The organism is Owariibacterium komagatae (assembly GCF_045865535.1).
In the GTDB taxonomy this organism is placed as follows: Bacteria; Bacillota; Clostridia; order Oscillospirales; family Ruminococcaceae; genus Ruthenibacterium; species Ruthenibacterium komagatae.
Map to the genome: position 1 here is coordinate 1,867,851 of NZ_AP031406.1, position 26,148 is coordinate 1,893,998.

A 26,148-nucleotide genomic window follows, 5' to 3' on the forward strand; every position below is an offset into this window, starting at 1 on the left:
GGTGGGTCAGTCCCAATTCATCAGCCCATACCCTTTGATACATTCATAGGTAAGGGCATAGCTCTTGATTTTACAGGCGTCGCCGGAATTTCCCTCGACAGTATAAACGCGGCTTCCGTCTGTACCGATCACAATACCTACATGGTCTGCGCTGCCGTCTAAATCCCAATCGAAAAAGATAGCGTCGCCGGGGGCGATATTCTCATAATCCCTCGCGCCCCATTGTCCCCGCGATTGAAACCACGGGACGCCCTGCGATTGACAGCCGGAAAAGCGCGGCTCGCTTGCGCCCGCCTGATTGTAGCACCAGCTCACAAAACAGGCGCACCACTCCACGCGGGAATTAAAGCCGTACCAGCTCCAATAGGGATAGCCGCCCACGTTGCCGACTTGCTGTTTTGCAAGGTCTACAAGGGCGGTGTTTCCGGGGCGGGTACCGTTTACGAACTGCACCCCGCTTATGTCCTCGGACGGGCTTCCGTCGGGAGAGCCGCCGCCGAAAATAAGCGGCTTGTTGCCGCTCGTTTCCATATAAACGCGAAACATTTCAAGCTGCTCGTCGTTCAACAGCTCCAGCGCAAGGGACGTGATCGGGCGTGTTTCCAGCTTGACGTTGAGGATATAGTAGTTATACGGTACCTCTACGGTGTAGCTGTTGCCCTCGCTGTCCGTCCTCGTTTCGGTGCGGTAGCGTACTTCCACTTCCTCGGTCAGCGTGAGGGTGTATTGCATATCAAAGATACGCTCGATTTCTGCCTGTGCGCTCTGCGGGGTGTAGCTTTGCAAAAGCGCGGTCAGATAGGACGCTAATTCATGGGGGTTATGCCCGATAGCGTCGAGGTCGTAGCGGTATTCATCGTAGCCGGGGTGGGTGCTTTCGATGTTGTCAATCTCGGCTTGCAGCTCGTTTTCCATAGCGGCGTAGTTGTTTTCCACCGCCACAAGGTCGCTGTCCTCCGACGTGTAGGAAGTCCCCACAACGCCGTTGACTGCGCCGGAAAACATAGAGGAGCAAGAGGACAGCCCCGCAAAAATGATGATAAACAAAAGCAGCGCGGCAATCGCAATCAGTACGCCTACCGGGTGCCTTGCCACAAAGAGCGCGGCTTTCCTTGTTTCCTCGGCGGTTTTCTTTGCCGCCTTGCGGGTGCTTTCCGCCGCTTTTTTCGCGGTGGCTGCGCCGCCTTTCCTTGCCGCTTTTGCATATTCCCGCTTGATTTTCTGCTTCTGCATGAAACGGGAAAGGGGGTTGCTGCGAAGCTGCGGGTTATCGTGCAGGGCTTTGTGATAGTAAAAGTTGGCGTTTGCCTTTGCCGCCGCTTTTTCCGCTTGCGCCGCCTTGCGGTAAGGTTTCAGCTTGTGGCTGCGGTAGCCCTCTTTGACCTTTCGGACACCGTATTTTCCCATGCGCTCGGCGGCTTCCTCGGATTTGTGCGCCCCCTCAACGCCGGAATTGTCTTTCTCCACGGAATGTATCTTGTTATGGACGAAAATCCCGGCTTCCTGCGCGGGGCGGGATAAGGGATTGCGCTTGCCCTCGAAGCTCGGCGGCGTTTCCTGCTTGTCAAATTGCAGCCGCGATTTCTTCTTTGGGGGAAGTGCCGCCCGCGCTGCGTCCAAACGGTCGGCGGCTTTGTCCGATTTCTTGATGTACTTTTCCAGCTCCGGCGTTGCCCGTTCCTCGTCGGTAAATTGCAGACGGGACGGCTGCGCCTTTGACGCTGCCGCTTCCTGCGCCCGCCGGACAGCCTTTTTCGACGCTTTCCGGGTCTGTCCCGCGCCGATATGCTCCATGACACGCTCGGCGGCTGCGTCCTGCGGCTTTGAAAAATGCTCCGGCGCGTGGGGCAAGGGAGAGGACGGGGAAACCGCCCCTTGAAGCTGCGCCGCGTCCTGTGCGGCTTGCTGCTCCGGCGTTTTCTGAAAATCCGCGTCCTGTATGCGCTTGCTGATAAGCTCGCTTTCGCCCGTGGTCTGGTTTTGCTCGGTCAGCCCGTCGCGGCTCATTTTCTGCGTGATTTTGTCGCGGGGCTTCATCGGGTCTTTCAAGTGCTTTCACCTCCAATCCGCGCCCTCGCAAGGGCGCAATACTCAATGTTAATCTCAATGCCGATATAATGGCGGTCAAGGTCTTTTGCCGCCTTGCCCGTAGTGCCGCTTCCAAAAAACGGGTCTATCACAACGCCGCCTTTCGGACAGCCCGCCAAAATACAGGTTTCCGCTAACTTCGGCGGGAACGCGGCAAAATGCCCGCCCTTGTAAGGGACGGTGTTAATCAGCCATATATCCCGCTTGTTCCGCATGGTGGGGATCAGCGCGTCGTCGTAGTAGCCGCCTTTCCTCGCTTTGTTGATCCCTTGCACTTTACCCTGTCCGGGGACTTCCTCGGCGTATTTGTGTCCGGCTGCGCGTCCCTGCCTGTACCGCGCCGCCGTCGTGGGGGCTATCGGCTCGGCTATGGCGGCAGCGTCATAGAAATACTGCTTTGACTTTGCAAGCAGGAAAATGTGTTCGTAGCAACGGCTCGGACGGTCTTTGCAGCTTTCGGGCATAGGGTTTTCTTTCTGCCAAATGATGTCGCTGCGTAAATACCACCCGTCCGCTCGCAGGGCAAACGCCAACAGCCACGGAATACCGATTAAATCCTTTTGCTTGCAGTTCGGAGCGCGGCGGTTAAGGGAAAGGCTCTGCCCGTTCCTGCCCTTTGGATTTTTCGGGTCGGTGTAGCCGCCTTTGCTGCCTGTGCCGCAGTAGGTGTCTGCGATATTCAGCCAAAAGGTGCCGTCCGGGCGCAATACACGTTTCAGCTCATGGAATACGGCGACAAGCCGATCAATGTACTGCTCCGGCGTGTCCTCGCGCCCGATCTGCGCGTCAAGTCCGTAGTCCCGCAGGGCATAATAGGGCGGGCTGGTAACGCAACAATGGACGCTTTCATCGGGCAGCTCCCGCAGGGCGCAGAGGGCGTCCCTGTTGATGATTACGTCCGTTTTCATGCGTCGCCCACTTCCTCCGGCTTCGTCGTCATTACGCGGTAAAGCTCGGTGTCTTTCGGAAAACGGTCTACAAAGGGCAGTACCACGTTGCCGTAGAAGATAAGCCCCTCGCCCGCTTCGGTGTGGGTAACGTACTTCATCTGCTGCGGGGAAATGTTGAGCTGCTTTGCAAGGATAGCCCGGTCGCCCTGCGCCTGGTTGAGCATGAGGACAAAATCGCTGTTTTCAAAAATGTTCTCGACTTCGCGGCTGGATAACAGGTCTTTGACGTTCTGTGTAATGGCAGTCGGTATGCCGCCCCACTTTCTAAAACGCTTCCAGATTTCCACGGAATAGGCTGCGGTCTGTTCCTCTTTCAAGAGCAAATGAAACTCGTCCATGTAGTAGCGCGTCGCCTTTTTCTCGGCGCGGTTGATGGTAACGCGGTTCCATACCTGGTCTTGCACAATGAGCATACCTAACTTTTTGAGTTGTTTCCCAAGCTGCTTAATATCAAAACAGACAAGGCGGTTTGAAAGCTCCACGTTGGTACGGTGGTTAAAGACGTTCAGAGAGCCGGAAACATACAGTTCCAACGCCGCCGCAATCCGCGCCGCTTCCGGCTCCGGCTGCTGCAAAAGCTCGTTGTAGAGGTCGCCCAAGACAGGCATTTTTGCCGGGTCGGGGTCGGCAAGGTACGGGCGGTACACGTTCCGTACAGCCCGGTCAATGACCGTCTTATCCACGGGCTGCAAGCCCTCCTTGCCGCCGATCACCAGCTCGCAGAGGGAGAGGATAAAGTCGGATTTCAGCGCAAGGGGGCTGTCGTCCTCGCTGTAATTGAGGTTAATATCCATAGGGTTGACGTACTGCGGCTTCCCGTCAATGCCCTTGCCCGTCGGGGAAAGCCGGATTACCTGTCCGCCCAAACGCTGCACAAGGGAGAAATACTCCGCTTCCGGGTCGCAGATGATAATGTCGTCGTCCGTAATGAGGAAAGCGTTTGTCATTTCCCGTTTTGCCGCAAAGGATTTACCGCTTCCCGGCGTTCCCAAGATCAGCCCATTCGGGTTTTTAAGCTGCTTGCGGTCGCAAAGTACCATGTTGTTGCTTAAAGCGTTCAGCCCGTAATACAGGGCTTCCCCGGTCTGAAAAAGCTCTTGCGTGATAAAGGGAATAAAAATAGCGGTGCTGCTTGTCGTCAAGCCCCTTTGAATGGGGACGAGGTTTTCCCCGATAGGGACGCACGACAGCAAGCCCGCTTCCTGCTGGTAGTCAAGACGGGTCAAAGCGCAGTTATGTTTCTGTGCAATACCCGCCGCCGCAAATACTTCATTTTCCAATTTCCGCTTTGTGTCTGCCATGTTTACCACAAGGAACGTAAGAAGAAACATTCGCTCATTCCGGCTCTGTAAATCCTGCAAGAGATTTTTCGCTTCGCTGCCAAAGGTGGCAAGGTCGGACGGAATAATATCCATGTCATAGCCGGAACGGACGGCTTTCTTCTGTTCCTCAATCTTCATCTTGTCAAGGTCTGTGATTTTCCGCTTAATCGTCTTAATGGCTTCGCTCTGGTCGATACTGCGGATATGGAGATTGACAATCACGCCCGTTTCAAGGTCGAGAATGTCCGACAAGATGCGGTCGTTCAGCTCCGGCGCAAGTATCTGTAAGAACGACACCGCGCCGATCTTGCGCCCCATACGGAACGTGCGCCCCTCTCCGAAACGGAACGACGGCGGGGCAATAAAGTCTTTGGTAGAAAGCCCCGACGGGGCAAGCCAAGCCCAGTCAAAGGAAAACGGCTCGCCCTCCGGGTGGAACACCCCATGCAGCACTTTCAAACGGTCATAGCCCGTCATGGGGCGGGCGGCTACGCCCAGCACCTTAAAATTGTTGAGTATGTCCGTTTCGATACGGGCAAGGCGGGCTTTTGCCGCCGCCAAGCTGTCCGCTTCAATGGAAAAGGTGATGTATTTGTGCTTCACAAGCCCGTTATTCCCTTTGGAAAGCTGGTTTTTGAGCATATCCGAATACTCGGCGCGAATGGAATTGAAAGCGTCGTCCTGCGCCGGAATGTCGATAGCTTTTTCCGCTTCGCCGCGCTGCGTCCCTTGATTGATGAAAGAGAGCTGCACCGAAACGGAAGCGTCAAAGTAATTCAGAAAGTCGCACCAATTTTCAAAGATAGCGGTCTTGTCGTCCGCCTGTGCAAGCTGATAGTTAATATCCTCAAACACAACGCTTTTGCTGTATTTCTTTTCCGTAATCCTGCAAATCCCGTCCGGGTACATCTGCAAGTAGGGAATGGTCTGCTGCGCGGTATGCGCTTTCCCGTCGCCCTTTGCCTGTCTTATAAGGGCGGCAATTTGTTTCTGTTCGGCGCGGGATAATTTACGCTTTGTTCCTGCGGCGGCTTCCCGCGCCTTTTGCGCCTGTGCCTTTGACAATAGCCGATACCTCCTTTTCAAGTTTTCGCTGCCGTTCCAAGACGGCATAGAAGTTTTCCGTCTGATAAGGGCGTTCCTTTGGACGGGTAAACTTTGTCTGAATGATGTTCTTTACCACAACTTCAAGGGGCTGCCCGTGTCGTTCATACATGGCAAAGAGGAAACAGGGCAGCATAACGACAATCATTGCCATAGCCGCAAGGGTCGTCCCCGCGTTGCCTTTGAGCAAAAAGAAAAGCGGCAATCCCACAAGGAGAGCCGCCCCCAGACAAACGATCTGCCGTTTCGTAAGGTTAAATGCTACTTTGGTTTTGATTTTGGATAGGTCTTTGGGTACGGTAACATACGCCAAGCGAATACCCCCTTTCTGTCCTTAATGGGCGTTGAATATGGATTTTGCAAGTGCGCCGGATTTGAACAGGGAGAAACAGAGGATTACCGTATAGGCTGCAAGTGAGAAAATCGCGCTGTGCAGATTATCGGCTACCACCATTTCATTGACAAGGACGGCGTAAATGCCGACGCATATCATAATGAGGAAACCTTGAAAACCGAGGGCAAACAGCCCTTTTAGGTAGTTGTTCCCGATCTGTCCCCATTCCCGGTTTGTCATGGTTGCGAATGGGATAGGCGAAACAGAGCAATACAGGTATATTTCTATCATTCTGCCGTAGAGGATAACCGTTATCAGCACCGACATGATTTTCATACATAGGCTGACAAGGCTTGTTTCCATAACGAGCAGGAGCAATTCGGGGATTTCCATAGCTTCCAGCCCGTCCTGCATGGACGCGAGGGCTTCGGCGGCGTCAATGGAAGTTTCGCCGCCGATCACCCCCGCCGCGCCGGAAACAACGTGCTGCGCCACGTCGAACACCGCCATTGTTATATCAAAGGTGTGCGTTACGAGGAATACCGCCACAAACGCTTTGAAAAACCATTTGAAAAACATAAAGGTGTCAACGTCGTGCATATTGTTTTTTTCCACTACCATGCTGATTAGCTCATAGCATAGGACATAGGTAATGACAAGCCCCGCAATCGGTACGACGACGTTTTCCGATAGCGTCTGTATCATGGAAAAGATGTTCGCGTTCCAGCCTTGCGGGGTTTGCCCTACCTGCGTTGCGATTGTGCCTACTTTCTCGTTTACGTCCCCGAACATAGTTGACAGATTACCGTTGATGGCTCCGATCAGAATACCTTTTATCCATTCGTTAATCGCGTCAAGTATGCTCTGCATAGGCTACCTCCGCGGCTTATGAAAAAAGCCCGGAGAGAAGCGGCACCAACAGCATACCGACGAGGGCGACACCGCCGCCCGCCATAAGCTGTTTTATCCCCAATTAGGTGTAAAACTCTGCTCGATGGCGGGCGGCGGCGTACAAAAAATCTATATGGTGTTTTTAAGAGAACCGTCCCGGCGGGACAGGTCAGGCAGTGACCTGTTCCACCTCTGGGATGGGTTTGAGATTAAAATGAATTTCGATAGAAATGTGTCTTGTTTTATCTTCGTCAATGCGCTCATGCACGACGATTTCTTTGATTAAGCGGTTGAGGGTGGCTGCGTCCAGCTCTGTGATATTGGCGTATTCCTGAATGGCTTCCACCCATTGTTTTGCGTCATTGGCAAGCTGGACTTCATCGGACAGCCGCTTTCTGCCCTCGGACACTTTTGCTTTAAGCTCCGCTTGCTCGGTCTGTGTCTTTTCCAGCATGGTGTTGAAATTCTGCTCACTGATACGCCCTGCAATCATATCCTCATAAAGCCGCATGACCATTTTATCCAGAACCTCAATCCGTTCCTCGTCCCTTGTAAGGGAGCGTTCCATTGCTTCCCGCTGTTCCCGCTGCTCGGCTTCACAGGTATTAGTCAGGCGGTCGGCAACCGCTTTCCCGTCCATCAGGGCAGCTCTGGCACATTCCCGGATTTTCCGCAGCACATGGCTGTAAAGGGTGTCATAGTCAATCCGGTGCTGGGTGCAGTGGTTCTTTCCAAAGGCATTGTAGGTCTTGCAGGAATAAATCTGCTGGGGATGTTTTGCGTTTGTGTAGCGTACCGTCAGCGACTTCCCACACTCGCCGCATTTTATCAGTCCGGCAAACAGGCTGATTTCATTGGTCTGCCCCGGACGCTGGCGGGATTTCAGCTTGTTCTGCACAATGTCAAAGCTCATGCGGTCAATCAGCGGTTCATGCTGTCCCTCCACCACAATCCAGTCCTCCGGCTTCTTTTCTCCAATCGTGCCGATTTTGAAACGGTAGTCTTTTTTCTGGGAAGCAATCGCCCCGGTGTAGACGGGATTCATCAAGAGGTCTTTGATAACGGAGAAGTCCCACATATACCGTCCGTTTTCTGGGTCTTTCTTTTCCCATTTGGTGCGGGTATTGCGAAGCCCCCGTTCCCGGTTCCACCATGTGGGGCAGGGGATTTTTTCTTCCTCCAGCCGTCTGCGGATATAGTTCGGACCATGACCGTTCAGGGCATATCCGAAAATCAGCCGCACAATCGGGGCGGTTTCCTCGTCAATGAGCAGATGGTTTCTGTCCTCTGGGTCTTTCCGATACCCAAAGGGGGCAAGACACCCGGTAAACTGTCCTTTCTGCGCTTTCAGAAGATAAGAGGAATGGACTTTCTTGGAAATATCCTTGCTGTACATCTCGTTCAGGATATTCTTGAACGGGGCAATATCGTTGTTATCCCGCAGGGTGTCGATACCGTCATTCATGGCGATATAGCGGACACCGTTTCTTGGGAAAAAGTCCTCAATCAAATGCCCGGTTTGCAGATAGTTACGCCCCAGTCGGCTGAGGTCTTTCGTGATGACAAGGTTGATTTGCCTGCGCTCAATGGCTCTCAACATTCTCTGTAAATCAGGACGCTCCATATTAAGACCTGTGAAGCCATCGTCCTGATAGACTGCCACAACCTCCCATCCCTGCTTTTCGCAGTATTTTTCCAGCATATCACGCTGGAAAGAGATTTGTCAAGGGAGGATTACACAGAAAACACACTTTATGAATTTAATCGTTGTTGTCCGAATAAAGGCATAAAGAAAATGAAAGCGGCGGCCTTGATTTCTCAAAGTCGCCGCTGGTTGAATAGGCGTGTCAAAAGGCTGTTGTAGGGGCACCCTCCGTAAGGAAGGTGCCCCAAGGTCGCTCTTGTAATTGAATTAAATATTGATTGTTTTGGACGGTGCAGCCATTGGTTACGCCGTCTTTAGAGCCTATACTTTGAGGGGCAGGGTGTTTGTACCTTACCCCCTCTGTTTTGCGTATTGTACCGTTACGGTGCTATTTCCGTATCTTTATCATAAGCTCATCAACAACTTCCGTGTATTTTCCTTGTGCTATCAGCTTGTTCCTCAAAGAGGGCAATAAGGAACCTCCGATTTTATTTTATAAAGTCTTTAATTTTTTGCAGATTGGCATTGCCGTCTTTTACTCCAAGCTCATATACCGCTTGCAGCTTATCAGGATTTTTCTCAATTCTCCCGATTTCAATAGGGCTTGACGGACGAATCACCATAGCTTTTCCACCGGCTTCCCATTTTCTCAATTCTTCCACGGCACGATTATAGTTATTGTGACGCTGTAATAATCTCTCCGCAATTTTGGGGTATTTTCGTCCGTACAACTTAACTAAGATCGGAGACATCGGTCTCTTTCGGTATTCCATGTCACGAGTAAGAACTACAATCAGCTTGTCGCAACCTTGACCGGAAAGCCATTCAAAAGGAATACTGTCAGCAATTCCTCCGTCAAGGTATTTCTTGTCACCGATTGCCACAGGCTTTGAAACAAAGGGCATAGAGCCGGACGCTCTTAAAGTGTCCATCTGTTCAAATACGCTGTCTATTTGTATGTATTCCGGGTTTCCGGTAGCAACATTTGTAACCACAGCATAAAAAGGAATATTGGACTTTTTGTACGCTTCATCATCAAAGGGGTCAAGGGTTTTCGGAACATCTTCGTAGGCATATTTTGTGCTGACAATATTACCCTCACGAAGCAAGGGGCGAAATCCCATATAGTTTTTGTCTTTGTTAAACCTCTTGTTATAGCGGATTACTCTGCCTTTTTGTCCTGACAGATAGTTTACACCGAACAATGCTCCGGCGGAAACACCGACCACGGAATCCATCTTGATGTCATTATCAAGAAATGTGTCTAAGACACCGGCGGTGAACATTCCACGCATAGCACCGCCTTCTAATACCAATCCGATTTTCATAATGGTTTCCTCACATATTTTGATTATTGTTTTGGCTGCTCTTTATTAAGTTGGGCGGTAAGCAAAACAATTTCCTCCGGCGTTTCGGGCATACCCTGACGCATCCATTCGTCAATCCATCCCCAAATCATTCCAGCTATCATTGATTTTGCGTATCTTTCCAAATTGTTATTCGCTTCCTCGAGCTTGACTGAAACTCGGAGTGTTTCGAGAATCATATTGGATAAGCCCTGATTGTAAAGAAGCAGATAAAAGTCTTTGTGCTTATAGTAATGTCGCAATAGGCTTTCGGAAAAATAGGTTGGGTCATTTTTACCCTCATAATCCTTTTCCCACTCCTGTATCAGTTGCAGGAGTTGTTTTTTTATTACATCCTCTTTGTTTTCGTAATTACGGTAAAAGGACATTCTTCCGACACCGGCAGTTTCGCATATCTCACTTATGGAAATTTCATTAAGGGATTTTTCTTTAAGCAGACCGAAAAGTGCTTCATTTATATGTTCAATCACATAGGCGTTTCTACCTTCATTGCTCATCGGTGATACATTTTTTGACTTTTGTATCATTTTCTCTCCTCCCATTGACTGCAATAAAAAGTTCAGATATAATTGCAACGGCGATACAAGTGTACCATCGAAATAATATCACAAAAATTGTGCAAAGTCAATAAACAAAGGAGGAATAGAAAAATGACACTCATTCAAAAACGGCTCATAATTTTAGCGATAATCATCATTGTCGGCATTGTTCTCGGCAGATTGGCGGTAAGGGGATTTTTGAATTTCTTACTGGGCGGTACGATGTTCGGAGGTAATATCCTATGATAAAAACAAAACAAAAGAAAGGTAGAAAGATTATGTGGGCGTTTATTTATATCGGCGTGTTTCTCGCCGCAGTAGGGATAGGCATCGCAAGCAAGTTTGTTCAGCCGTCTTGGACGAAGGACTTCACGGCTGAATGGAACGATTTAGTCGGCACGGTTTATAAGGATATTCCCTATGGTGAAAAAGATGCCAACAAATTTGACCTCTATGTTCCTGCGGACAACACAAAAGAAAACTATGGTCTTGTAGTTTATCTTCATGCCGGTGGTTTTACTGCGGGCGACAAATCCGGCGACGAACAAATACTAAAATGGCTGTGTTATAAAGGCTATGTGGCGGCAGGCATCAACTATACCCTGCGTGACGAAGCACATCCGGAAGCAAGCGTTTATTCTCAGTCGATGGAAATTAAAGAGAGTATGCCCATAGTCATTGCGGAAGCGGAAAAGCTCGGCTATTATATTGATGAAATGTCCATCGGCGGCGGTTCAGCAGGCCATTGCCTTGCTATGCTTTATGGGTACAGAGACGCAGAAACTTCCCCTGTTCCTGTGAGGATGGTGTTTGGTGCAGTCGGTCCGTCCAGCTTTTATCCGGAGGACTGGGGTTGTTACGGCTTGAATCAAAATACAGAGGAAAGTAAAGAAGCGGCGGCAGGTCTGTTCAGCGTTATGGCAGGAAAAGAAATTACATCGGATATGTTCGGCACACCGGAATACGATGAAGCAATCAAGGATATTTCTGCACTTTTGTGGATTGATGAAAACACCGTTCCGTCTGTTCTGGCTTACGGCAAACACGACAAAGTACAGTCCTTTGAAGCGTCTGTTCGTCTTGAAAAGGCTTTGACGGAACATAATGTGCCGCACGAATATATCGTTTGCGAGCACTCCGGACACGGCTTGCAAAACGATAACAAAGAATTTCATCTGTATAATCAAAAGATGGAAGAATATCTTGATAAATATATGCCTGTGAAATAATAATGAAAGCGTGAACATTGTATGGACAAGAAAAGAAAGAAAGTATTCATCAATATTGGCATAACCATTGCCGTAATAATCATTGCCGCCATACTTGGCATAGTTGTCGGGGAATTATTGCTCGACAATTTGATATAAGGTGGTGGCGGTATGAAGAAAAGAACAAAAATAACACTTTGGAGTATACTGTTCGTTATCGTGTTTACCGTCAGTGCTTTAATCAGAGTAAATATGCTCGGCTCTGCACCTATGAAGCTGATGCAGGTCAAATGGGACGATACCGTAGGGACGATTTACAACGACTTAAACTATGAAAATGATTACGGACATAAATACGATTTGTATGTTCCCGCAAACCTTGATATAGGAAACGCACAGCAGCTTATTCTTTTTATCCACGGCGGTAGTTTTAATTCCGGTGCAAAAGAGGACGGAGAAGTTTGGTGCAAATATTACGCTTCAAAGGGGTATATTGCAGCTTCACTTGACTACTCTCTTCAAACTGTTCAAGAGGACGCAAGCCTTGTGAGAATGAACACAGAAATCAAAGAATGTGTGAACGCAATCAACGAAAAGTGCAAAGAACTCGGTTATACCCTTGATGGTATGGCAACCTGCGGTGTTTCCGCAGGCGGAACGCTTGCAATGAATTATGCCTACACCTGTGCCGAAACCTCTGTTGTTCCTGTAAAATTTGTGTTTCAACTTGCCGCACCTGCTGACTTTGAACCAAGCGATTGGGATATACTAAAAAAGGTCAACAAGCTCGATACTGACGCGGAATTCCTTTCTATGATGACAGGCGTAAATATTACAGAGGAAATTATCAAAAGCGGCGAATATGAGAAGTATGTCGATATGATTTCTCCCGCAAGGCTGGTAAATGAAAACTCTGTTCCCACATTACTGGGATATGGGCTGAAAGACCATCTCGTACCGAGAGAGTTAAAGTACAAATTGGTTTCTGCATTAGAGGATAACGGTGTAGAGTATGATTATTTTGAATTTCCCAACTGCAATCACGGTATGTACCGTGACCTCGATATGCTGAAGCAGTTTTTAGAACTGTCCCTTGAATACTGTGAAAGGTACTTTTGAAAAGCATAAAGTTTCAACATATTGTTTTTGAACAAATGCGTTAAACAATAACCTCTGGTCTTTTAACATAGCGATGGAGGTCGATACCGTCAAAAAGTATCGACCTCCATATTTTATACTATGCGTACTTTCTTTTTCTTCGCCTTTGAAAGTTTGATAATAAGCTCATCAACCGCATCGGTGTATCTGGATAAGGTAGAATAAGTTTCGCAAATTGAAAAATGGATAAAAAGAGACATGGTTTGCAGATCTCTGGTAGAATGAAGTCGCGACACACCATTCTGAAAGGAGACAGCAAACCATGTCCAAAAAGATTTTACAGCTAAACGAGGAAGTAATCAAGGGCCAGCTCAAGGAACTGGTGCGCGGAAGCGTAGAGGAAACACTCAACGAGCTGCTGGAGGCCGAGGCGGAGAAACTGACACAGGCAGCCCGGTACGAGCGCAACGAGCAGCGCCAGGGCTATCGCAGCGGTCATTACAGCCGTAACCTCACCACCACTTCCGGGGATGTTACCCTCAAGGTGCCTAAGCTCGAGGGAATCTCTTTTGAAACTGCCATTATTGAGCGGTATCGCCGCCGGGAGAGCAGTGTGGAAGAGGCTCTTATTGAGATGTACCTGGCCGGCGTATCTGTCCGGCGTGTGGAGGACATCACCGAGGCCCTGTGGGGCAGCAAGGTTTCTCCTTCCACCATCAGTGAGCTGAATAAGAAAGCGTATGTCCACATTGAAGATTGGCGGAACCGCCCTCTGCAGGGTGGGCAGTATCCATATGTCTATGTGGATGGGATCTACCTGCGCCGCAACTGGGGCGGAGAATTTGAAAATGTAGCTGTTTGGGTGGCGATTGCGTTCAATGAGGACGGATACCGTGAGTTTTGGGTGCTGTCGAGGGCATGAAGGAGGGCAAAGCCAGCTGGGTCAACTTCTTTCAGTGGCTGCGTGGCCGAGGCCTGGACGGGGTGAAACTCATTGTTGGCGACAAGTGCCTTGGTATGCTGGAGGCCGTAGGCGAAGTGTTCCCTGAGGCCAAATACCAGCGGTGTACCGTGCACTTCTACCGCAATGTGTTCTCCGTAACGCCTCGCTCAAAGGTGAAGCTGGTGGCCAAGATGCTCAAGGCGATCCATGCTCAGGAGAGCAAGAAAGCCGCCCGTGAGAAGGCCAAGGCGGTGGTAGAGGAACTGCGTTCCCTGAAGCTGAAAGAGGCCGCCAAAAAGGTGGAGGATGGTATTGAGGAAACGCTGACCTACTGCGATTTTCCCAGCGAGCACTGGACTCGCATCCGCACCAACAATGTCATTGAGAGGCTGAACCGGGAGATCCGCCGCCGCACCCGTGTGGTGGGTAGTTTCCCGGATGGTAACTCTGCTCTGATGCTGGTCTGTGCCCGGTTACACCATGTGGCCGGCACCCAGTGGGGCAACAAGAAGTACATGAATATGAAGCACCTGGAGGCTGCCATTGAGGACGTCTCCATTGCTGGCTGACTTCATTCATGCCAGAGGCTGCAAACCAATTTGCGCAAAACTATTGACACTACCCACACGCCGACGCAGAACCGAACTACCCAGAAAACGACAGACCGACCGACGTCTGCCGACTTTTCGGGGCAGACACATACAGAAAAGAGCCACAGACTCTTGTCTGCAGCTCTTTCTCGAAGGGAGATATATGCAAAATTACTTTTTGATCTTCTTATCAATGTCCCAGAACCACATGGCGATGAAGCAGACAACGCTTGCCAGCGTGGGAACGATGAAAAGCAGGAACGTTTCGGCGTCTTTGGCGCTCTGAGCCTGCTGGATCAGTGCTCCGTCGTAGCCGCCCACTTCCAGACCCCAGCCAAGGATGGCGGAACCAAGACCGGTACCAACTTTGGAACCGATGGAACTAACACTGGTAACCAAACCTTCGTAGCGCTGGCCAAGCTGCTGTTCCAGATATTCCACGATGTCGGATGCAAAGGTGAAGATGGCTGCAACGTAGGGTGCCAGCGATGCGCCATGGAGTGCGGTAGATACAAATACGAGAATCGGATTCAACTGCTTGGCACCAACGAAACCGATGATGCCGCCGACCACGCCAACAACTGCAAAGACCAGCAGAACATTGCGCTTTCCGTGTTTGGCAAACATTTTGGGCGCAAATGCCATGACGACAACAGCGACAAGAATGGAAATGATCGCAATAAGCGAGTACATATCAGCATTGCCGAACACATCGCGGGTGAAGTAGACTGCGGAAGAGAGGATACTCTGATTCTTTGTGGGGAGAAGGACAGAGCAAACAGGAAATCAGCCCAATTTTTCGCTCAGCACATTCAGGGGGCGGAGTCGCGGATCCTAAAACACACTGGTCATATCGTGAATGAGGAAGCGCCCCAAACTCTGGCAGAACAGTTGAATGCCTTTTACGAGCGGCATCCGTGACACATAGATTCATTTGCAACGCCGTGGGGAGCAGGGGCTTGATATCTATGTGACGAGTGGAGGTTTGCAGCGAGCATCTCAGCAATTTCAGGACAGTTTCTTGTTATGTATCCGCAATCCCGGCGATCAATTCCACGCGCGTTTCCAATCTCGGTTTGTCATCGGTGGCCGATTCTACCTGTGCATGGACAAAAGAAAAAAGCAGCCGTTTCTCTCTTGAAACGGCTGCTTTTTGGCAATAGAAAAGATGTCTTTACTTGAAAGTATCAATCAGTTCTTTCAGATAATTTGCTGGGTCAACATTATCTTCGTCAACAAATCCGCCAACGGAAATGTTATACAGTATGCCATCATTTACGAAATAGGCGCTTGCTCTGCCAATGGTATCGTAAACAGCAAACTTAGCAGCTATGCCATTTGTTTCGCTCACATATTCGGAGAGAATTGCGTCCTTTTCCATCAACTCCGGGTTTAGTATCTGAGCAATCTGTTGGTATGTGTCAGATGTACCGATAGACACATACACGGACATATCAATATAGCCGGACATCGTTGCTCCAGTATCATGCCTGCTATAAAGAGTAACAGAGGTAATCGGGTTTTCCCCTTTCAAATAAGAGCCTTGAATATCGACGCCTTGGCCAAATATTGTGTTCTCAAGCTGCTCACTAATCAGCAAATCTACATCAAGATACTTTTCCGCTTCACCGTATGTTGCTTTATAGGTCTGATATGGTTTGACTTTGAGTTCTTCCAAAGCGTATGCGGAGATTGTTTTAGGCTCCACCTTTGCGCCTACTTCATAAGACGGCAATTCGGTATGTCGGTTAGCGATAAAAACATGGTAAAGATATGCCGCTGCCGCAACGGTGGAAAATGCAAGCGCCATAATTACGGCAGCAATCAGCACGGTTTTCAATTTCCGCCTCAGAGCAAAAGCGCGAGAATAAGTGTCTACTTCATTGTCAACACGATAATCATAGGTGGCAGCTTCCTCATAATACTTGTTATCGACTTCGGTTATTGCTTCGGAAAACAGCTTGGCGTTCATGTAAGCCCCCCTTTTTCTATCAAGTGTTGTTTCATCTTCTGGCGGATTAAAGTCAGCCGGACGGATACATTTTTTTCAGAGATACCTACGCGCTTTGCTATGTCCGCATAGGTATCTGCATACGCATAGCGGCGCATGAAGATGACGCGCTCTTTTACGGTCAGCGTATCCAAAAATGCCTCAATGATACGGGCTAACTCTCTTGCTTCAATTTCATCTTCTACGGTTTTCCTGTCAGAGATACAGCTCTCAATTTCCTCCAGAGCGACCGTATAGTGTCCGCTCCGTTTGGCTGCTTCTTTCCTCCAATAGAGCTTGAGAGAAATATTCCGAACGATTTTCACGATGTAGGGGAATAATGGGTGAGGGCGTGCTGGAGGTATAGCATTCCATGCGCCCATGTAAGCGTCATTGACACATTCCTCCGCATCCTGCCTGTTGTTCAAAATGTTGAACGAAAGATGGTGACAAATTTTTCCGTATTTATTATCCAATTCCCGTACGGCTTGCTCGGAACGCTCAAAGAACATTTCTATGATTTTTTCATCATCAATCATCGCGCCACCTCCTTCCTGGTTTCACCTATATACTACGGTTTTAGCAGACAATACTAAAAGAAAGAGAAGATTTTTTCACAAGAATTATACCATGCTTTTTGAAATGACGGTTGCAACATCTTTTGCAGTTCCACTTGGAAAACCTTTGCAATTTGTCTACGCGGAGCATGGCACCTGAGCGGTGTTAACACTGTATATTATGATGAAAAACAGCTGGCAGCCTCATACTTGAGGTAGCCAGCTGTTTTTTGGCTAATCTTTCAAAGGAAGAATTTCATCGCAGAGGTAAGAGAATTGCGGCAGTTGGCCTATAAAGGGCCTCCAACGCCGCCAAATCTCGGCACGCTCCAGGGGGTCGGCATTCTCAAACCCGTGGTCATTGTCAGTAAGGTAAAGGACGTCGGACGCTATACTCTCCAGGCACTCCCGGCAAAGATCTTCCGCCGACACAATCCGGCGGCCAGTATCCACATAGAGCGGTTCGAGACCAATGGCCAGCCAAACATAGCCGACTTTATCCGACCATAACAGTTCATAATCCGGGCACTGCCGAAGATGTTCTGCAAACACCCGCTGGACTTCATCAAGTTCCTTTTTTTCAACTTCTGTGTAGATCATAGCTTTCTGCCTCCCAAATTCATTTTAGTGTATCCAATTTTTACAGCCAATTGCGAAGTGCTGGCAGACACAGTATAATAAAAAATCAAGGCAGCGTCTTGGCAAAAGAACAAATTTCTTTGTACTGGTGGTCCTCAGCTTTTTCTCAGCAAACAAAGTGCTTTTTGCAAATAGTTTATTATGTTGCGTTATATTGGTGCGGAAAGGTGGGGAAAAATGATACGGATTGCGATATGTGACGATGAAGAACGGGCCGTTGCTTCGACTGAAAAAATCGTCAAGACTTGCTTACAAGCGCAAGGCATCGGCTGTGAAATAACGACCTATACCCAAAGCCGGAACTTGCTTTACGACATAACCGATGATGGCTTTTTCTATGACCTGATTTTGCTGGACATTGAAATGCCGGGGATCAGCGGCATGGAAATCCCTCAGCAGGTCAAAGGGTTTCTGCCCAATGCCAGAATTATCTTTGTGACCTCACATACGGAGTATGCGATTGATGCATTTGAACTGTCCATTTTCCGCTATGTGCCGAAAAATAATCTGGAAACGAAGCTGACCGCCGCTATAACTGATGCCGCAAAACTGATTGAGTTGGAGGCTGGACAGGAATACACGATTCAGACCGCAAACCACATGGAGAAGATTCCCTACAAGGATATTTTCTATATCCAACGGGACGGCAAGAATTCCAGTATCGTGTCCAGCGTTGGAACTTCAAAAGTACGAAAGAGCTTGCAGCGGGTATTTGATGAACTGAATGCACCGGAATTTATTTTTATTGACCGTGGTTATATCGTCAATATCGTCCAGATTATGAAGGTCAGCGATAGCATTGCCATACTGAAAAACGGCGATCAGCTACCCATCAGCCGCTCCCACTTGCAGGAAGTCAAGCGACAAATCAATCAATTTTGGGGGGCGCATATATGATGGATTGGGTACGGGTGGTTTCTTGCCTTTTCACCAATGAACTGCGCCTGTTTTTAGGGGTTTATCTCGTGGCAAGGCTGACGGATTTTTCTTTGGAGCGGAAAGCATTGTTGCTGACCGGTGCTGGTGGATGCCTTGCCACCATTCTGCAAGCGGCGTCGTTACCCACCATCGGCGTAATGGCCGTTGAAGTATTGGTTATCACTGCGGTTGCATGGTATTATCAACGGAAAAAAATGAATTATAAGATAGCGTTGTTAGCGTATCTTTTTGACTGCGTTGTGGCCTTTTTTGATTTGTTTTCGGGAAAAGATCATCCGCTGTTGTGTTGGATTGTACCGCCGCCGAAAGACCTGTGTTAAGCGCGTAAGGGAAACTATAAGGGAAAACTTTATGGCCGATACGCACGGACCACACAGCCCCGGGACACCAGCGGGAGGCCATTTTTCGGATCGGCTTTGATCTTTGAAAATCACTTTTCTGACGTTTCTTGTTGTGGTATAATATTTCTTCCCGTATTATGTGTTTGGAATCAGTTGTAGTTCCCTGACGTTTCTTGTTGTGGTATAATTGAAGGAAGTCAAACGACAGCTTGGCCTGAGTTGTAGTTCCCTGACGTTTCTTGTTGTGGTATAATGGGCCGTCAGAAATTACAATAAAGTATAGCCACTTGGACAACAAACAAGAAGTAAAACGAGAACGGCCCCTAAGATGGTTACAGGTGCCAGAGCAATGATATGAGTGCAGTATACTCATGCCATATGGAGGAGCAATGAGAGAAGGAAAACGCAGGCTATGGCGTCGCATAGCGCCATATTTTTATTGCTGAGTATTTTTACATTTGTGTTTCTTGGTTCGGAATATCTATATGTCAATATGGTCTCCCGCATTGTCGAGGAAAGCCAGACGGTCATTGCACAAAATTATGCGCTGGGCGTCAATGCCCTTGGATTTCTTATATACCCGCTGATAAACCGCTCTGTCCGCGAGAGGAACAAGACGATCCTTATATTTTCCCTATCGTTCCTCTCCATTATCTGCATATTTTTGATCCAACAGCACATCTCGTTTTCCGTCACGCTTGCGGCAGGCGTGGTTCTGTTTCTGTTGCTGGGCGTTTTTGGCGGCTCCGTTCATTATCTGGCTGCCTGCACGATCCGGACCGAACGCATAGCCGGCCTGGTGGGAATCTCCTACGCGGCCGGCATCCTGCTACAGTACGCAAACAACAATTTGGTAAATATAGAGATCGCGGAGGCCGCGGTACTCTCTGTTTCCCTTGCGGTACTGAGTGTTTTGATCATGCGCACACGCCGCATCCACAAAGAAGCACTCGCATCGGATGAAACGGCGCCGCTCCGAACCGCGCTCCGCCCCGATGAAATGTCCAGAAAGAAAATACCGGCGGGACTGCTCCTGGTACTTCTGGTGGCCCTGATGGCCTGCGTATTCAGCACATTGGATAACGCGATCACCCTGGGCCATGCGGCGGGCACGATGGACATCGGGCAATGGCCCCGTATGCTGCTGGCCCTGAGCGGCCTGGCTGCCGGTTTCCTCTTTGATATCCGGAAAAGAAAATATATGGCGCTGATGATGTACTGCGTGATGGTGCTCTCGGTGCTGTGTGTGATTGTTCTCCGGTGGGGCGGGCCATTCCTGACCGGAGTAGCGGTCGCCTATGTGGCCTCCGGATTTTTTGTCGTGTTTTTTACCACCAGTTTTTTGGAGCTCGCTGCCTGTATGCGCCTGCCGGACCTCTGGGCCGGCATGGGACGGGCGGTGAATAATCTCGTGGCGGCGCTGGTTACCAACGGCTCGGTGACGCTGCTCCTTGCCGGCAGGAGTATTACGCTGATCGTCCTCATGCTGGTGCTGTTTGTCGCGGCCAGCATCCTGATGTTTGCCTACACGGTCAAGGCTCATGCCGTATTGGCGCCGCCCCCGGCTCCGGCGGCGGGCTACACGCCGAAGGAAAAGTTCTCTTCCTTTGCCAGCCTCTATTCATTGACTGACCGGGAGCGGGATGTGCTGCAGTATTTACTGGTCTCGGACGGCAGCGTGCAGGATATCGCGCAGCAGATGGCCCTTTCCCGTCCTGTGCTGTATCGCCATATCAGAAGCCTGAATGAAAAGACCGGAACCCAGAGCCGGATCGGCCTGCTGCAGTTCTATTATGAGTGGATGCCGGAGAACAAGGGCGTTACCCCTGAAAAAAGCCCGGATTTCAAGGCGTGAGACAAATGTACCCCCCCTGTCATTCGAAAAAAACGATGTAAAATAAAAAAAGAGACAAATGTAACCTTATATTTTAAGGCCATCTATGCTACGCTTTCCACAGATACTGGCGCAGCATCCCGGCCTACGACAAACCGCGTCAGGATCTCCTGGCGCGGTTTTTTGCGTCCACCCCGTCCGCAGCGGTGTGGGACGCTCAGGCCAGGCAGTCGCTGTATAAGGAGGAAATGAAATTTGAGAAAAACAGGATCTATTTTAGTGGCCCTGCTGCTCCTGTTTGGCCTGACTGCCTGCGGCGGTCCGGGAAACGAACCGGAGAGCGAAAGCGTGCCGAAGGGAGATGGTCAGATAACATCGGAGCCTGCCCCATCTTCCCGGGAACCCGCGGTGTCGATCACGGAAACGGCGGCCAGGACTGTGGATTTGGAACTGTATGAAACCCCAGATTTCAGCATCCAGATTCCCAAGGGCTGGACGGTCACCAGCGGCGGTACAGGGATGTATCACTCCATCCGGATTCAGGACCCCGCTGAGCCCCTCAATCAGATGTTCGTTCTCTTGAAGGCGGATATCCTGCTCCACAGTCAGGAGGGAAAGGACGCCTGGACCTATTATTCCGGCGTGACCGGTATGCCTGATATGCAGATATTTGCCCAGGCTCCCGTGCTGTCCAGCCCATCTACAGAGAATTTTTATCAGATCTTCCCGCAGTACGCCGACTTTGCCGCCCAATATGGCCCCGGCTATGCCGGCTATACCTTCCCCCAGTTTGAGGCCTTCACTGTGACCGAGCGTTTCCCGTCCACCGGCAGCCTGAGCGCCTACGCGCTGGGCGATGAGCTGCTGCGGGCCACCTTCACCGAAGACGGCAGAGAGGGAGAGGGGATGTTTGCCGCGTCGGTCGTGGATTTTGGCAGTGTTCCCATCGCGGCCGGCCCGCCGGTAGGCTACCAGCTCCCCCAGGCGGACGGCGGGTATTATATGGCGTATAACATCATGGCGGTCACAGCGGCCAAGGACACCTTCGTTGAGTGGGAGGGCATTTTGACCGAGAGCCTCGGCACACTGGAGTACTCGGAAAACTTTGTAAACGCCACCATCCAGGCGGGGCAGGAAGTGGTACAGCAGGCCATGGACTTCAGCCGAAATGCAAACGAGGTGCTGAACGGGATCATGTCTTCCTGGAAGGCGCGAGACACCAGCGTGGACATCCAGAGCCAGAAGCAGAGCGACGCCACATTGGGATATGAGCGCGTTTACGACACGGAAACAGGTGATATCTACCGGGCGGAGAACGGCTGGAGCGACAGCTATTCTGGGGAGCGCTATCAGCCGGTGACGGAAGACGAGATGTACGTACAGCCCATCAGCGGCTATATTGAGTGAAAACTGCCCTGCTTACAACGACAGGTAGCTGCATTTTTTTAACGAACAGGAGGAGCGTGAATGAATTATAGTATCTCGAAGATCATCCCATATGTCCGTCGGTATGTGCTCCTTGGAATTTATGACGTGCTGGACGGCGAAGGAGTGCCTTATCAAAAGAAAGAGAACACGGTCGTGGCCAAAGCGGAGGTATACGGCAATCTCAGCACCTTTTCTATCTCTGCCGAGGAGCAAGAGATGGGGACCGAGCTGAAGGTCACCATGCTGCAGTCCTGCGTGGGATTGTCTGAGCAGGGAAAAGAGCGGGCCATGACCGCTGTGATGGATCGAATCGTACAATATCTGGAAAACGAGCTTTTGATGAATAATCGCGCTGCTATAATAATGCCGCAGAAGGAGGATAAATATGGATAAGAAACGTGCAGGAGTAATAAAGCTTTTGATCTTGGCAGTGGTACTAGTCGCTGCGATAATTACCGGTTTTTTAACTGGGGCAATACAACCAGATGCGCTTGCTTCCAGTTGGGCGTTTAGTGCCGATGTGTTGCTGCGCCTTGTTATCATGATGGCAGGGGTACTGTTCGTGGAATACCTGGTAGAGCTTATCTTGGGATATTGCAAGCCAGAGGCACATCGTGCCCGGTCGGTGATTACAATTATCCGCAGCCTGTTGAAATACGCAGCTGCCATCGTTATACTCTGTTGGGGCCTGACGATCATTGGAGTAAATATTACGGCGGTATTGGCCAGCGTAGGGGTACTGACGTTGATCGTTGGGTTCAGTGCAGAGAGTCTTATTGCTGATCTTGTAACTGGCCTATTTATGCTCTTTGAAAATCAATACAACGTGGGAGACATTGTGGAGATAGGGGGATTTCGTGGGACAGTGACCGATATTGGCATTCGCACGACATCAATTACCGATGGCAGCGAGAACATCAAAGTCATCAATAACGCGGATATGCGCAACATTTTAAATCGATCTGATCGCGTCTCAAAGTCTATTTGCGATATACCTATTCCCTACAAGACCGACTTGGAAGACTTGGAGGCAGCTCTTCCAGGGCTGCTTGATGAGATCTACAAAGCACATAGTGATGCAATGAAAGCGGGGCCTGTCTACTTGGGTGTGCAAAGTCTGGCCGACAGCGCTGTTATACTGCGTTTTTGTGTGGATGTGAGAGAGGAAGATATCTACTCAGCAATCCGAATCCTCAATCGAGAGCTGTTGCTAGGCTTCCGTCGGCTGGGAGTGGAGTGCCCCTTCCCGCAGTTGGATGTTCACAGCAGATAGGCTATGAATATGAAAAGGAAAGATGTGCGGCATGAGCCGCCTTTAGAGCATAAGCTTCCGTCAGAGGATACTTTACCTGAACAATTTCCTCTGCCAGAGGAGTATATGATCCCGCCGGAACCTTCTCCTGGACCAGAACGCGCACCGTTACCTCCTGAGTTTCACAGCAGCGGAAAAAACAATTCGTTTAGGATGAAGCGCAAGAACATATGGCGTATGGCAACTATGTTGTTCTCGCTGATATTGTTGGCCGTTGCGGTGTATGAGGCCGGATTGCCAGAAGCTGGAGATATGACCTCTTCTATCCCACCCGACGATGCAACGCAAGTACAGCCTAATGATAATCCTATGCAGGTTCCGCCATCAGCAGAGGAACTGCCCCCAGACCCACCCGACGATGCAACGCAAGTACAGCCTAATGATAATTCTATGCAGGTTCCGCCATCAGCAGAGGAACTGCCCCCAGAGCCTAAAGAGGAAAGCTCCATTTACACCGCTACCATAGGCGGCTCTTACGGCCTGATCGATGTGACCCTGGCGGATCCTGAGACCATTTCATCGGCCAAGATCACCATGTTCGATCAGATTTCAGGAGAAACATACTATGAAGATCAATTTGGTGCCGGTATTCCCCAGGAGGATATTAAGACCGGGCATTATAGCACTACATATTATAATTATGTACCGGATTTTGAAGCCTACTGGGCGGCCAACGGCGAGGGCGCTTTCCCTGACTTTGCGTTCACACTGACCATCGAGCGGACAGACGGAGAAAGCGAGGAATACGCGTCCGAGCATATGGGAGACGGCCCGAGCTCCATATCCGTGCGGTACGAAAAGGATGCCGGCGCGGTGAAGGTCCGGCTGTATAACTTGCTGGGCGAGGATTTCATCCCCGTGGTTTGCGGCGCGCCGGAAGACGCTGCGGGCGAGACGGTCAGCGTGACGGTGTTCGTGGACGGCCAGCCCATCCCACAGGAAAACTACACGGTTGCGGATGAAACAGAGGAAAGCCAGGTGTCCCATATGGATACTCCGGATGAGGTGGAGACTGTCACAGATTATATCCGAGTGATCACCGCCACACTGCCGCAGCCCATTTCCGCCGATGCCAAGGCGACTGTCGCGCTGGATATGGAGTTGAACGGGCACCGGTTTACCTACAAAAATCCGATTATAGATCCGCTGGTCTGACACTGAAATTGACAGAAAGGAAGGAGTGGAGAAAATGGTAAAAAAATGGGGCAGGAAGCTGGAAAGAGATTTGTCAAGGGGATTTCTCCATATACAAACGAAATAGATACTCCGTACTTTTATGACATCCTTTATTACAATTAAAAAAGCAATATTTCCCTTCGGTTTTCACACATGAGGGAAATATTGCTTTCGATTTATTATCTTGAGAAAATTTCTAAATACTTCGCTATCCGGGCTGTATCGGCACTTTCCGTTTACAGACACAGCTCATGCAATGTGGCACCAACATCCCTATTGATGCAGACAGCCCTCGCTTGAATTTCCTTGGGGCAGCAGGATTCAGACAGATTGATGCAGATATAAAATGCGTTGGCGTTCTGATAGGTCATCTTCCAGAACGGGTACTTGATGATGACCGGCGTATTGCCGCCCACACCTAATTCCAGATAGACCACCTTTGCGTTTCCATGCCGACGAAGGAAATCCTCGTAGCGGGAATAAGCGGCATACCAGCCCTCGTCCTGGACGAAGGTGTTGTCGCACCGCAGATTCATGGTCATGGGCCTGCCGCAAACCGGGCAATGCGGGACAAGTTCTGTGGGGACACGCATATCCCGCTGCTCTGCCACCATGCGCCGGACAGTTTCCTCGTTGTCCCAGGTCTTTTGACAGCATGGCTCCGAGCATTGCCACAGGCCGTAGTCTCCCTGGGTATAGAACAGCCGCTCCTTATCAAAGTCGGCCAGCTGGAATTGATGGTCCACATTGGTGGTAAGGACAAAGTAATCTTTATCATGGACCAGCTTCAGCAGTTCATCATAAACGGGCTTAGGGGCTTTCTCGTATCGGTTTATCATAATATGGCGGCTCCACCATGCCCAATGTTCTTCCAGAGTTTCAAACGGGTAAAAACCCCCGGAGTACATATCCTGGATTTTGTATTTCTGAATAAAGTCTCCGAAATGTTCCTGGAACCGGGGGCCGGAATAGGTCAGTCCCGCAGAGGTTGACAGGCCGGAGCCTGCCCCGATCACAACGGCATCCGCCTCGTGCAGCGCCTGCCTTACCTGCTCGATCTGCTCAGAGTAGGTCATCATAGATTTTTGCGTCAATATCCTTGAAAACATTGAAAATCACCTTTCTCACCGTCGTTGGTGCTTGCAGGAACTCTTTGACCGTCTGAACAGCGATCCGGGCGGCTTCTTGATTGGGAAAGTGAAACTCGCCGGTAGAGATACAGCAAAATGCCACACTTTGCAGCTTATGTTCCGAGGCAAGTTTCAAACAGGAGCGGTAGCAGGAGGCCAGCAACTCCCGGTCCTGCGGGGTAACGCGCCCGTGGATAATGGGACCTACCGTATGCAGCACATACCGAGCGGGCAGATTGTAGCCCCCGGTCAGCTTTGCCTGCCCGGGGGGTTCCGGGTGGCCCTGCTGCTCCATGAGGCGACTGCACTCGTCCCGGAGCTGAAGCCCTGCCGCCGAGTGGATGGCGTTGTCGATGCAGCCGTGGCAGGGAACGAAACAGCCCAGCAGCCGGTCATTGTCTGCGTCCACGATGGCGTCGGCTTTCAGCCTGGTGATGTCCCCCTGCCAAACAGCGATACCGGGATGACCGGGACGATCCTGGAGCGCGTCGGCCTCCACCACGCCCTTTTCCTCTCGTTCCGCCGAGAGCAAAGCGTCCTGCACCGCAAGGAACGACGGGTCCAGAGGCATCGGCGGGCGCACATTCATCAGACTGCGGAGCAGTCTCCGCTGGGACAGTTCATCCTGGGGGAAGGCCCTCGCTTGTTCCTGGTAGGCAGGCATCTCTTTGAGAAGCACCTGAATTAAATATTGAATTTGTTGGATACGGTTCATAAAGGGTC

22 protein-coding genes and 3 pseudogenes are annotated in these 26,148 nt (G+C 50.2%); 10 read left to right on the plus strand and 15 right to left on the minus strand.

What is annotated here, in order from left to right:
* Positions 1-6: 6 nt before the first annotated feature.
* From ACKTS9_RS09205 to ACKTS9_RS09245, 9 genes and pseudogenes are all read right to left on the minus strand, one after another.
* Positions 7-2,007, minus strand: coding sequence for a CHAP domain-containing protein (locus tag ACKTS9_RS09205; protein WP_407882100.1), 2,001 nt, complete (start codon positions 2,005-2,007; stop codon positions 7-9).
* Between the two features lie 38 nt (positions 2,008-2,045).
* Positions 2,046-2,996: a DNA-methyltransferase gene (locus ACKTS9_RS09210; RefSeq protein WP_204712963.1), complete on the minus strand. Its 951-nt coding sequence runs from the start codon at positions 2,994-2,996 to the stop codon at positions 2,046-2,048.
* The gene (locus ACKTS9_RS09215) at positions 2,993-5,473 is read right to left on the minus strand and encodes a VirB4-like conjugal transfer ATPase, CD1110 family (protein ID WP_407880346.1); all 2,481 of its coding nucleotides are present in this window, start codon (positions 5,471-5,473) and stop codon (positions 2,993-2,995) included. The genes ACKTS9_RS09210 and ACKTS9_RS09215 overlap by 4 nt, the downstream gene beginning before the upstream one ends.
* Positions 5,370-5,777 carry a PrgI family protein gene (locus tag ACKTS9_RS09220; RefSeq protein WP_009270784.1) on the minus strand — a complete coding sequence of 136 codons (408 nt, stop codon included), beginning with the start codon at positions 5,775-5,777 and terminating at the stop codon, positions 5,370-5,372. Before ACKTS9_RS09220 ends, ACKTS9_RS09215 begins: the two co-directional genes overlap by 104 nt.
* A gap of 21 nt (positions 5,778-5,798) precedes the next feature.
* On the minus strand, positions 5,799-6,668 hold the full coding sequence (locus ACKTS9_RS09225; protein ID WP_009270786.1) for a VirB6/TrbL-like conjugal transfer protein, CD1112 family: 870 nt from the start codon (positions 6,666-6,668) through the stop codon (positions 5,799-5,801).
* Positions 6,669-6,684: 16 nt separating this feature from the next.
* Positions 6,685-6,768: pseudogene (locus ACKTS9_RS09230) on the minus strand (Maff2 family mobile element protein); the annotation flags it as partial.
* 90 nt (positions 6,769-6,858) lie between these two features.
* Positions 6,859-8,409, minus strand: a pseudogene (locus tag ACKTS9_RS09235) (recombinase family protein); the annotation flags it as partial.
* Between the two features lie 413 nt (positions 8,410-8,822).
* A complete protein-coding gene (locus ACKTS9_RS09240; protein ID WP_178670520.1) occupies positions 8,823-9,662 on the minus strand; it encodes a patatin family protein in 840 nt (279 codons plus the stop codon).
* A 23-nt stretch (positions 9,663-9,685) separates the two neighbouring features.
* Positions 9,686-10,228 carry a TetR/AcrR family transcriptional regulator gene (locus tag ACKTS9_RS09245; protein ID WP_204889897.1) on the minus strand — a complete coding sequence of 181 codons (543 nt, stop codon included), beginning with the start codon at positions 10,226-10,228 and terminating at the stop codon, positions 9,686-9,688.
* A 254-nt stretch (positions 10,229-10,482) separates the two neighbouring features.
* Here ACKTS9_RS09245 and ACKTS9_RS09250 point away from each other — a divergent pair, with 254 nt between their 5' ends.
* The 3 genes and pseudogenes from ACKTS9_RS09250 (at position 10,483) to ACKTS9_RS09260 (ending at position 14,058) form a co-directional block, all read left to right on the plus strand.
* Complete coding sequence (locus ACKTS9_RS09250) at positions 10,483-11,469, plus strand: alpha/beta hydrolase (protein ID WP_407880350.1); 987 nt, start codon at positions 10,483-10,485, stop codon at positions 11,467-11,469.
* A 150-nt stretch (positions 11,470-11,619) separates the two neighbouring features.
* Entirely contained in the window at positions 11,620-12,567 is a 948-nt protein-coding gene (locus ACKTS9_RS09255; protein ID WP_118700269.1) for an alpha/beta hydrolase, read from the plus strand.
* 301 nt (positions 12,568-12,868) lie between these two features.
* Positions 12,869-14,058: pseudogene (locus ACKTS9_RS09260) on the plus strand (IS256 family transposase).
* Between the two features lie 192 nt (positions 14,059-14,250).
* Here the strand turns inward: ACKTS9_RS09260 and ACKTS9_RS09265 are convergent.
* From ACKTS9_RS09265 to ACKTS9_RS09280, 4 genes are all read right to left on the minus strand, one after another.
* Positions 14,251-14,823, minus strand: coding sequence for an MFS transporter (locus tag ACKTS9_RS09265; protein WP_338109753.1), 573 nt, complete (start codon positions 14,821-14,823; stop codon positions 14,251-14,253).
* 430 nt (positions 14,824-15,253) lie between these two features.
* Complete coding sequence (locus ACKTS9_RS09270) at positions 15,254-16,051, minus strand: hypothetical protein (RefSeq protein WP_204889754.1); 798 nt, start codon at positions 16,049-16,051, stop codon at positions 15,254-15,256.
* Positions 16,048-16,608: an RNA polymerase sigma factor gene (locus tag ACKTS9_RS09275; protein WP_191380804.1), complete on the minus strand. Its 561-nt coding sequence runs from the start codon at positions 16,606-16,608 to the stop codon at positions 16,048-16,050. Before ACKTS9_RS09275 ends, ACKTS9_RS09270 begins: the two co-directional genes overlap by 4 nt.
* Positions 16,609-16,860: 252 nt before the next feature.
* On the minus strand, positions 16,861-17,226 hold the full coding sequence (locus ACKTS9_RS09280) for a hypothetical protein (protein WP_204889755.1): 366 nt from the start codon (positions 17,224-17,226) through the stop codon (positions 16,861-16,863).
* A 216-nt stretch (positions 17,227-17,442) separates the two neighbouring features.
* Here ACKTS9_RS09280 and ACKTS9_RS09285 point away from each other — a divergent pair, with 216 nt between their 5' ends.
* From ACKTS9_RS09285 to ACKTS9_RS09315, 7 genes are all read left to right on the plus strand, one after another.
* Positions 17,443-18,162: a LytR/AlgR family response regulator transcription factor gene (locus tag ACKTS9_RS09285; RefSeq protein ID WP_058962749.1), complete on the plus strand. Its 720-nt coding sequence runs from the start codon at positions 17,443-17,445 to the stop codon at positions 18,160-18,162.
* On the plus strand, positions 18,159-18,524 hold the full coding sequence (locus ACKTS9_RS09290) for a hypothetical protein (protein ID WP_407880354.1): 366 nt from the start codon (positions 18,159-18,161) through the stop codon (positions 18,522-18,524). Before ACKTS9_RS09285 ends, ACKTS9_RS09290 begins: the two co-directional genes overlap by 4 nt.
* Positions 18,525-19,209: 685 nt before the next feature.
* The gene (locus ACKTS9_RS09295) at positions 19,210-20,400 is read left to right on the plus strand and encodes a LuxR C-terminal-related transcriptional regulator (protein ID WP_407880356.1); all 1,191 of its coding nucleotides are present in this window, start codon (positions 19,210-19,212) and stop codon (positions 20,398-20,400) included.
* A 234-nt stretch (positions 20,401-20,634) separates the two neighbouring features.
* Entirely contained in the window at positions 20,635-21,786 is a 1,152-nt protein-coding gene (locus ACKTS9_RS09300; protein WP_132587296.1) for a hypothetical protein, read from the plus strand.
* A 60-nt stretch (positions 21,787-21,846) separates the two neighbouring features.
* Positions 21,847-22,200 carry a hypothetical protein gene (locus ACKTS9_RS09305; protein ID WP_407880359.1) on the plus strand — a complete coding sequence of 118 codons (354 nt, stop codon included), beginning with the start codon at positions 21,847-21,849 and terminating at the stop codon, positions 22,198-22,200.
* Positions 22,193-23,080 carry a mechanosensitive ion channel family protein gene (locus tag ACKTS9_RS09310; protein ID WP_407880361.1) on the plus strand — a complete coding sequence of 296 codons (888 nt, stop codon included), beginning with the start codon at positions 22,193-22,195 and terminating at the stop codon, positions 23,078-23,080. Before ACKTS9_RS09305 ends, ACKTS9_RS09310 begins: the two co-directional genes overlap by 8 nt.
* Positions 23,081-23,296: 216 nt before the next feature.
* The gene (locus ACKTS9_RS09315; protein ID WP_407880363.1) at positions 23,297-24,274 is read left to right on the plus strand and encodes a hypothetical protein; all 978 of its coding nucleotides are present in this window, start codon (positions 23,297-23,299) and stop codon (positions 24,272-24,274) included.
* 257 nt (positions 24,275-24,531) lie between these two features.
* Here the strand turns inward: ACKTS9_RS09315 and ACKTS9_RS09320 are convergent, their stop codons facing one another.
* Together ACKTS9_RS09320 and ACKTS9_RS09325 are read right to left on the minus strand one after the other, a co-directional pair.
* Positions 24,532-25,374: an SIR2 family NAD-dependent protein deacylase gene (locus tag ACKTS9_RS09320; protein WP_407880365.1), complete on the minus strand. Its 843-nt coding sequence runs from the start codon at positions 25,372-25,374 to the stop codon at positions 24,532-24,534.
* The gene (locus tag ACKTS9_RS09325; protein ID WP_087385826.1) at positions 25,358-26,140 is read right to left on the minus strand and encodes a protein-ADP-ribose hydrolase; all 783 of its coding nucleotides are present in this window, start codon (positions 26,138-26,140) and stop codon (positions 25,358-25,360) included. The genes ACKTS9_RS09320 and ACKTS9_RS09325 overlap by 17 nt, the downstream gene beginning before the upstream one ends.
* Between the last annotated feature and the right edge of the window lie 8 nt (positions 26,141-26,148).

Coding starts and splice junctions, on each gene's coding strand:
- ACKTS9_RS09205 (WP_407882100.1), bottom strand. CDS start 2,007: ATGAGCCGCGACGGGCTGACCGAGCAAAACCAGACCACGGGCGAAAGC.
- ACKTS9_RS09210 (WP_204712963.1), bottom strand. CDS start 2,996: ATGAAAACGGACGTAATCATCAACAGGGACGCCCTCTGCGCCCTGCGG.
- ACKTS9_RS09215 (WP_407880346.1), bottom strand. CDS start 5,473: ATGCCGTCTTGGAACGGCAGCGAAAACTTGAAAAGGAGGTATCGGCTA.
- ACKTS9_RS09225 (WP_009270786.1), bottom strand. CDS start 6,668: ATGCAGAGCATACTTGACGCGATTAACGAATGGATAAAAGGTATTCTG.
- ACKTS9_RS09240 (WP_178670520.1), bottom strand. CDS start 9,662: ATGAAAATCGGATTGGTATTAGAAGGCGGTGCTATGCGTGGAATGTTC.
- ACKTS9_RS09245 (WP_204889897.1), bottom strand. CDS start 10,228: ATGATACAAAAGTCAAAAAATGTATCACCGATGAGCAATGAAGGTAGA.
- ACKTS9_RS09250 (WP_407880350.1), top strand. CDS start 10,483: ATGATAAAAACAAAACAAAAGAAAGGTAGAAAGATTATGTGGGCGTTT.
- ACKTS9_RS09255 (WP_118700269.1), top strand. CDS start 11,620: ATGAAGAAAAGAACAAAAATAACACTTTGGAGTATACTGTTCGTTATC.
- ACKTS9_RS09270 (WP_204889754.1), bottom strand. CDS start 16,051: ATGAACGCCAAGCTGTTTTCCGAAGCAATAACCGAAGTCGATAACAAG.
- ACKTS9_RS09275 (WP_191380804.1), bottom strand. CDS start 16,608: ATGATTGATGATGAAAAAATCATAGAAATGTTCTTTGAGCGTTCCGAG.
- ACKTS9_RS09280 (WP_204889755.1), bottom strand. CDS start 17,226: ATGATCTACACAGAAGTTGAAAAAAAGGAACTTGATGAAGTCCAGCGG.
- ACKTS9_RS09285 (WP_058962749.1), top strand. CDS start 17,443: ATGATACGGATTGCGATATGTGACGATGAAGAACGGGCCGTTGCTTCG.
- ACKTS9_RS09290 (WP_407880354.1), top strand. CDS start 18,159: ATGATGGATTGGGTACGGGTGGTTTCTTGCCTTTTCACCAATGAACTG.
- ACKTS9_RS09305 (WP_407880359.1), top strand. CDS start 21,847: ATGAATTATAGTATCTCGAAGATCATCCCATATGTCCGTCGGTATGTG.
- ACKTS9_RS09310 (WP_407880361.1), top strand. CDS start 22,193: ATGGATAAGAAACGTGCAGGAGTAATAAAGCTTTTGATCTTGGCAGTG.
- ACKTS9_RS09315 (WP_407880363.1), top strand. CDS start 23,297: ATGGCAACTATGTTGTTCTCGCTGATATTGTTGGCCGTTGCGGTGTAT.
- ACKTS9_RS09320 (WP_407880365.1), bottom strand. CDS start 25,374: ATGATGACCTACTCTGAGCAGATCGAGCAGGTAAGGCAGGCGCTGCAC.
- ACKTS9_RS09325 (WP_087385826.1), bottom strand. CDS start 26,140: ATGAACCGTATCCAACAAATTCAATATTTAATTCAGGTGCTTCTCAAA.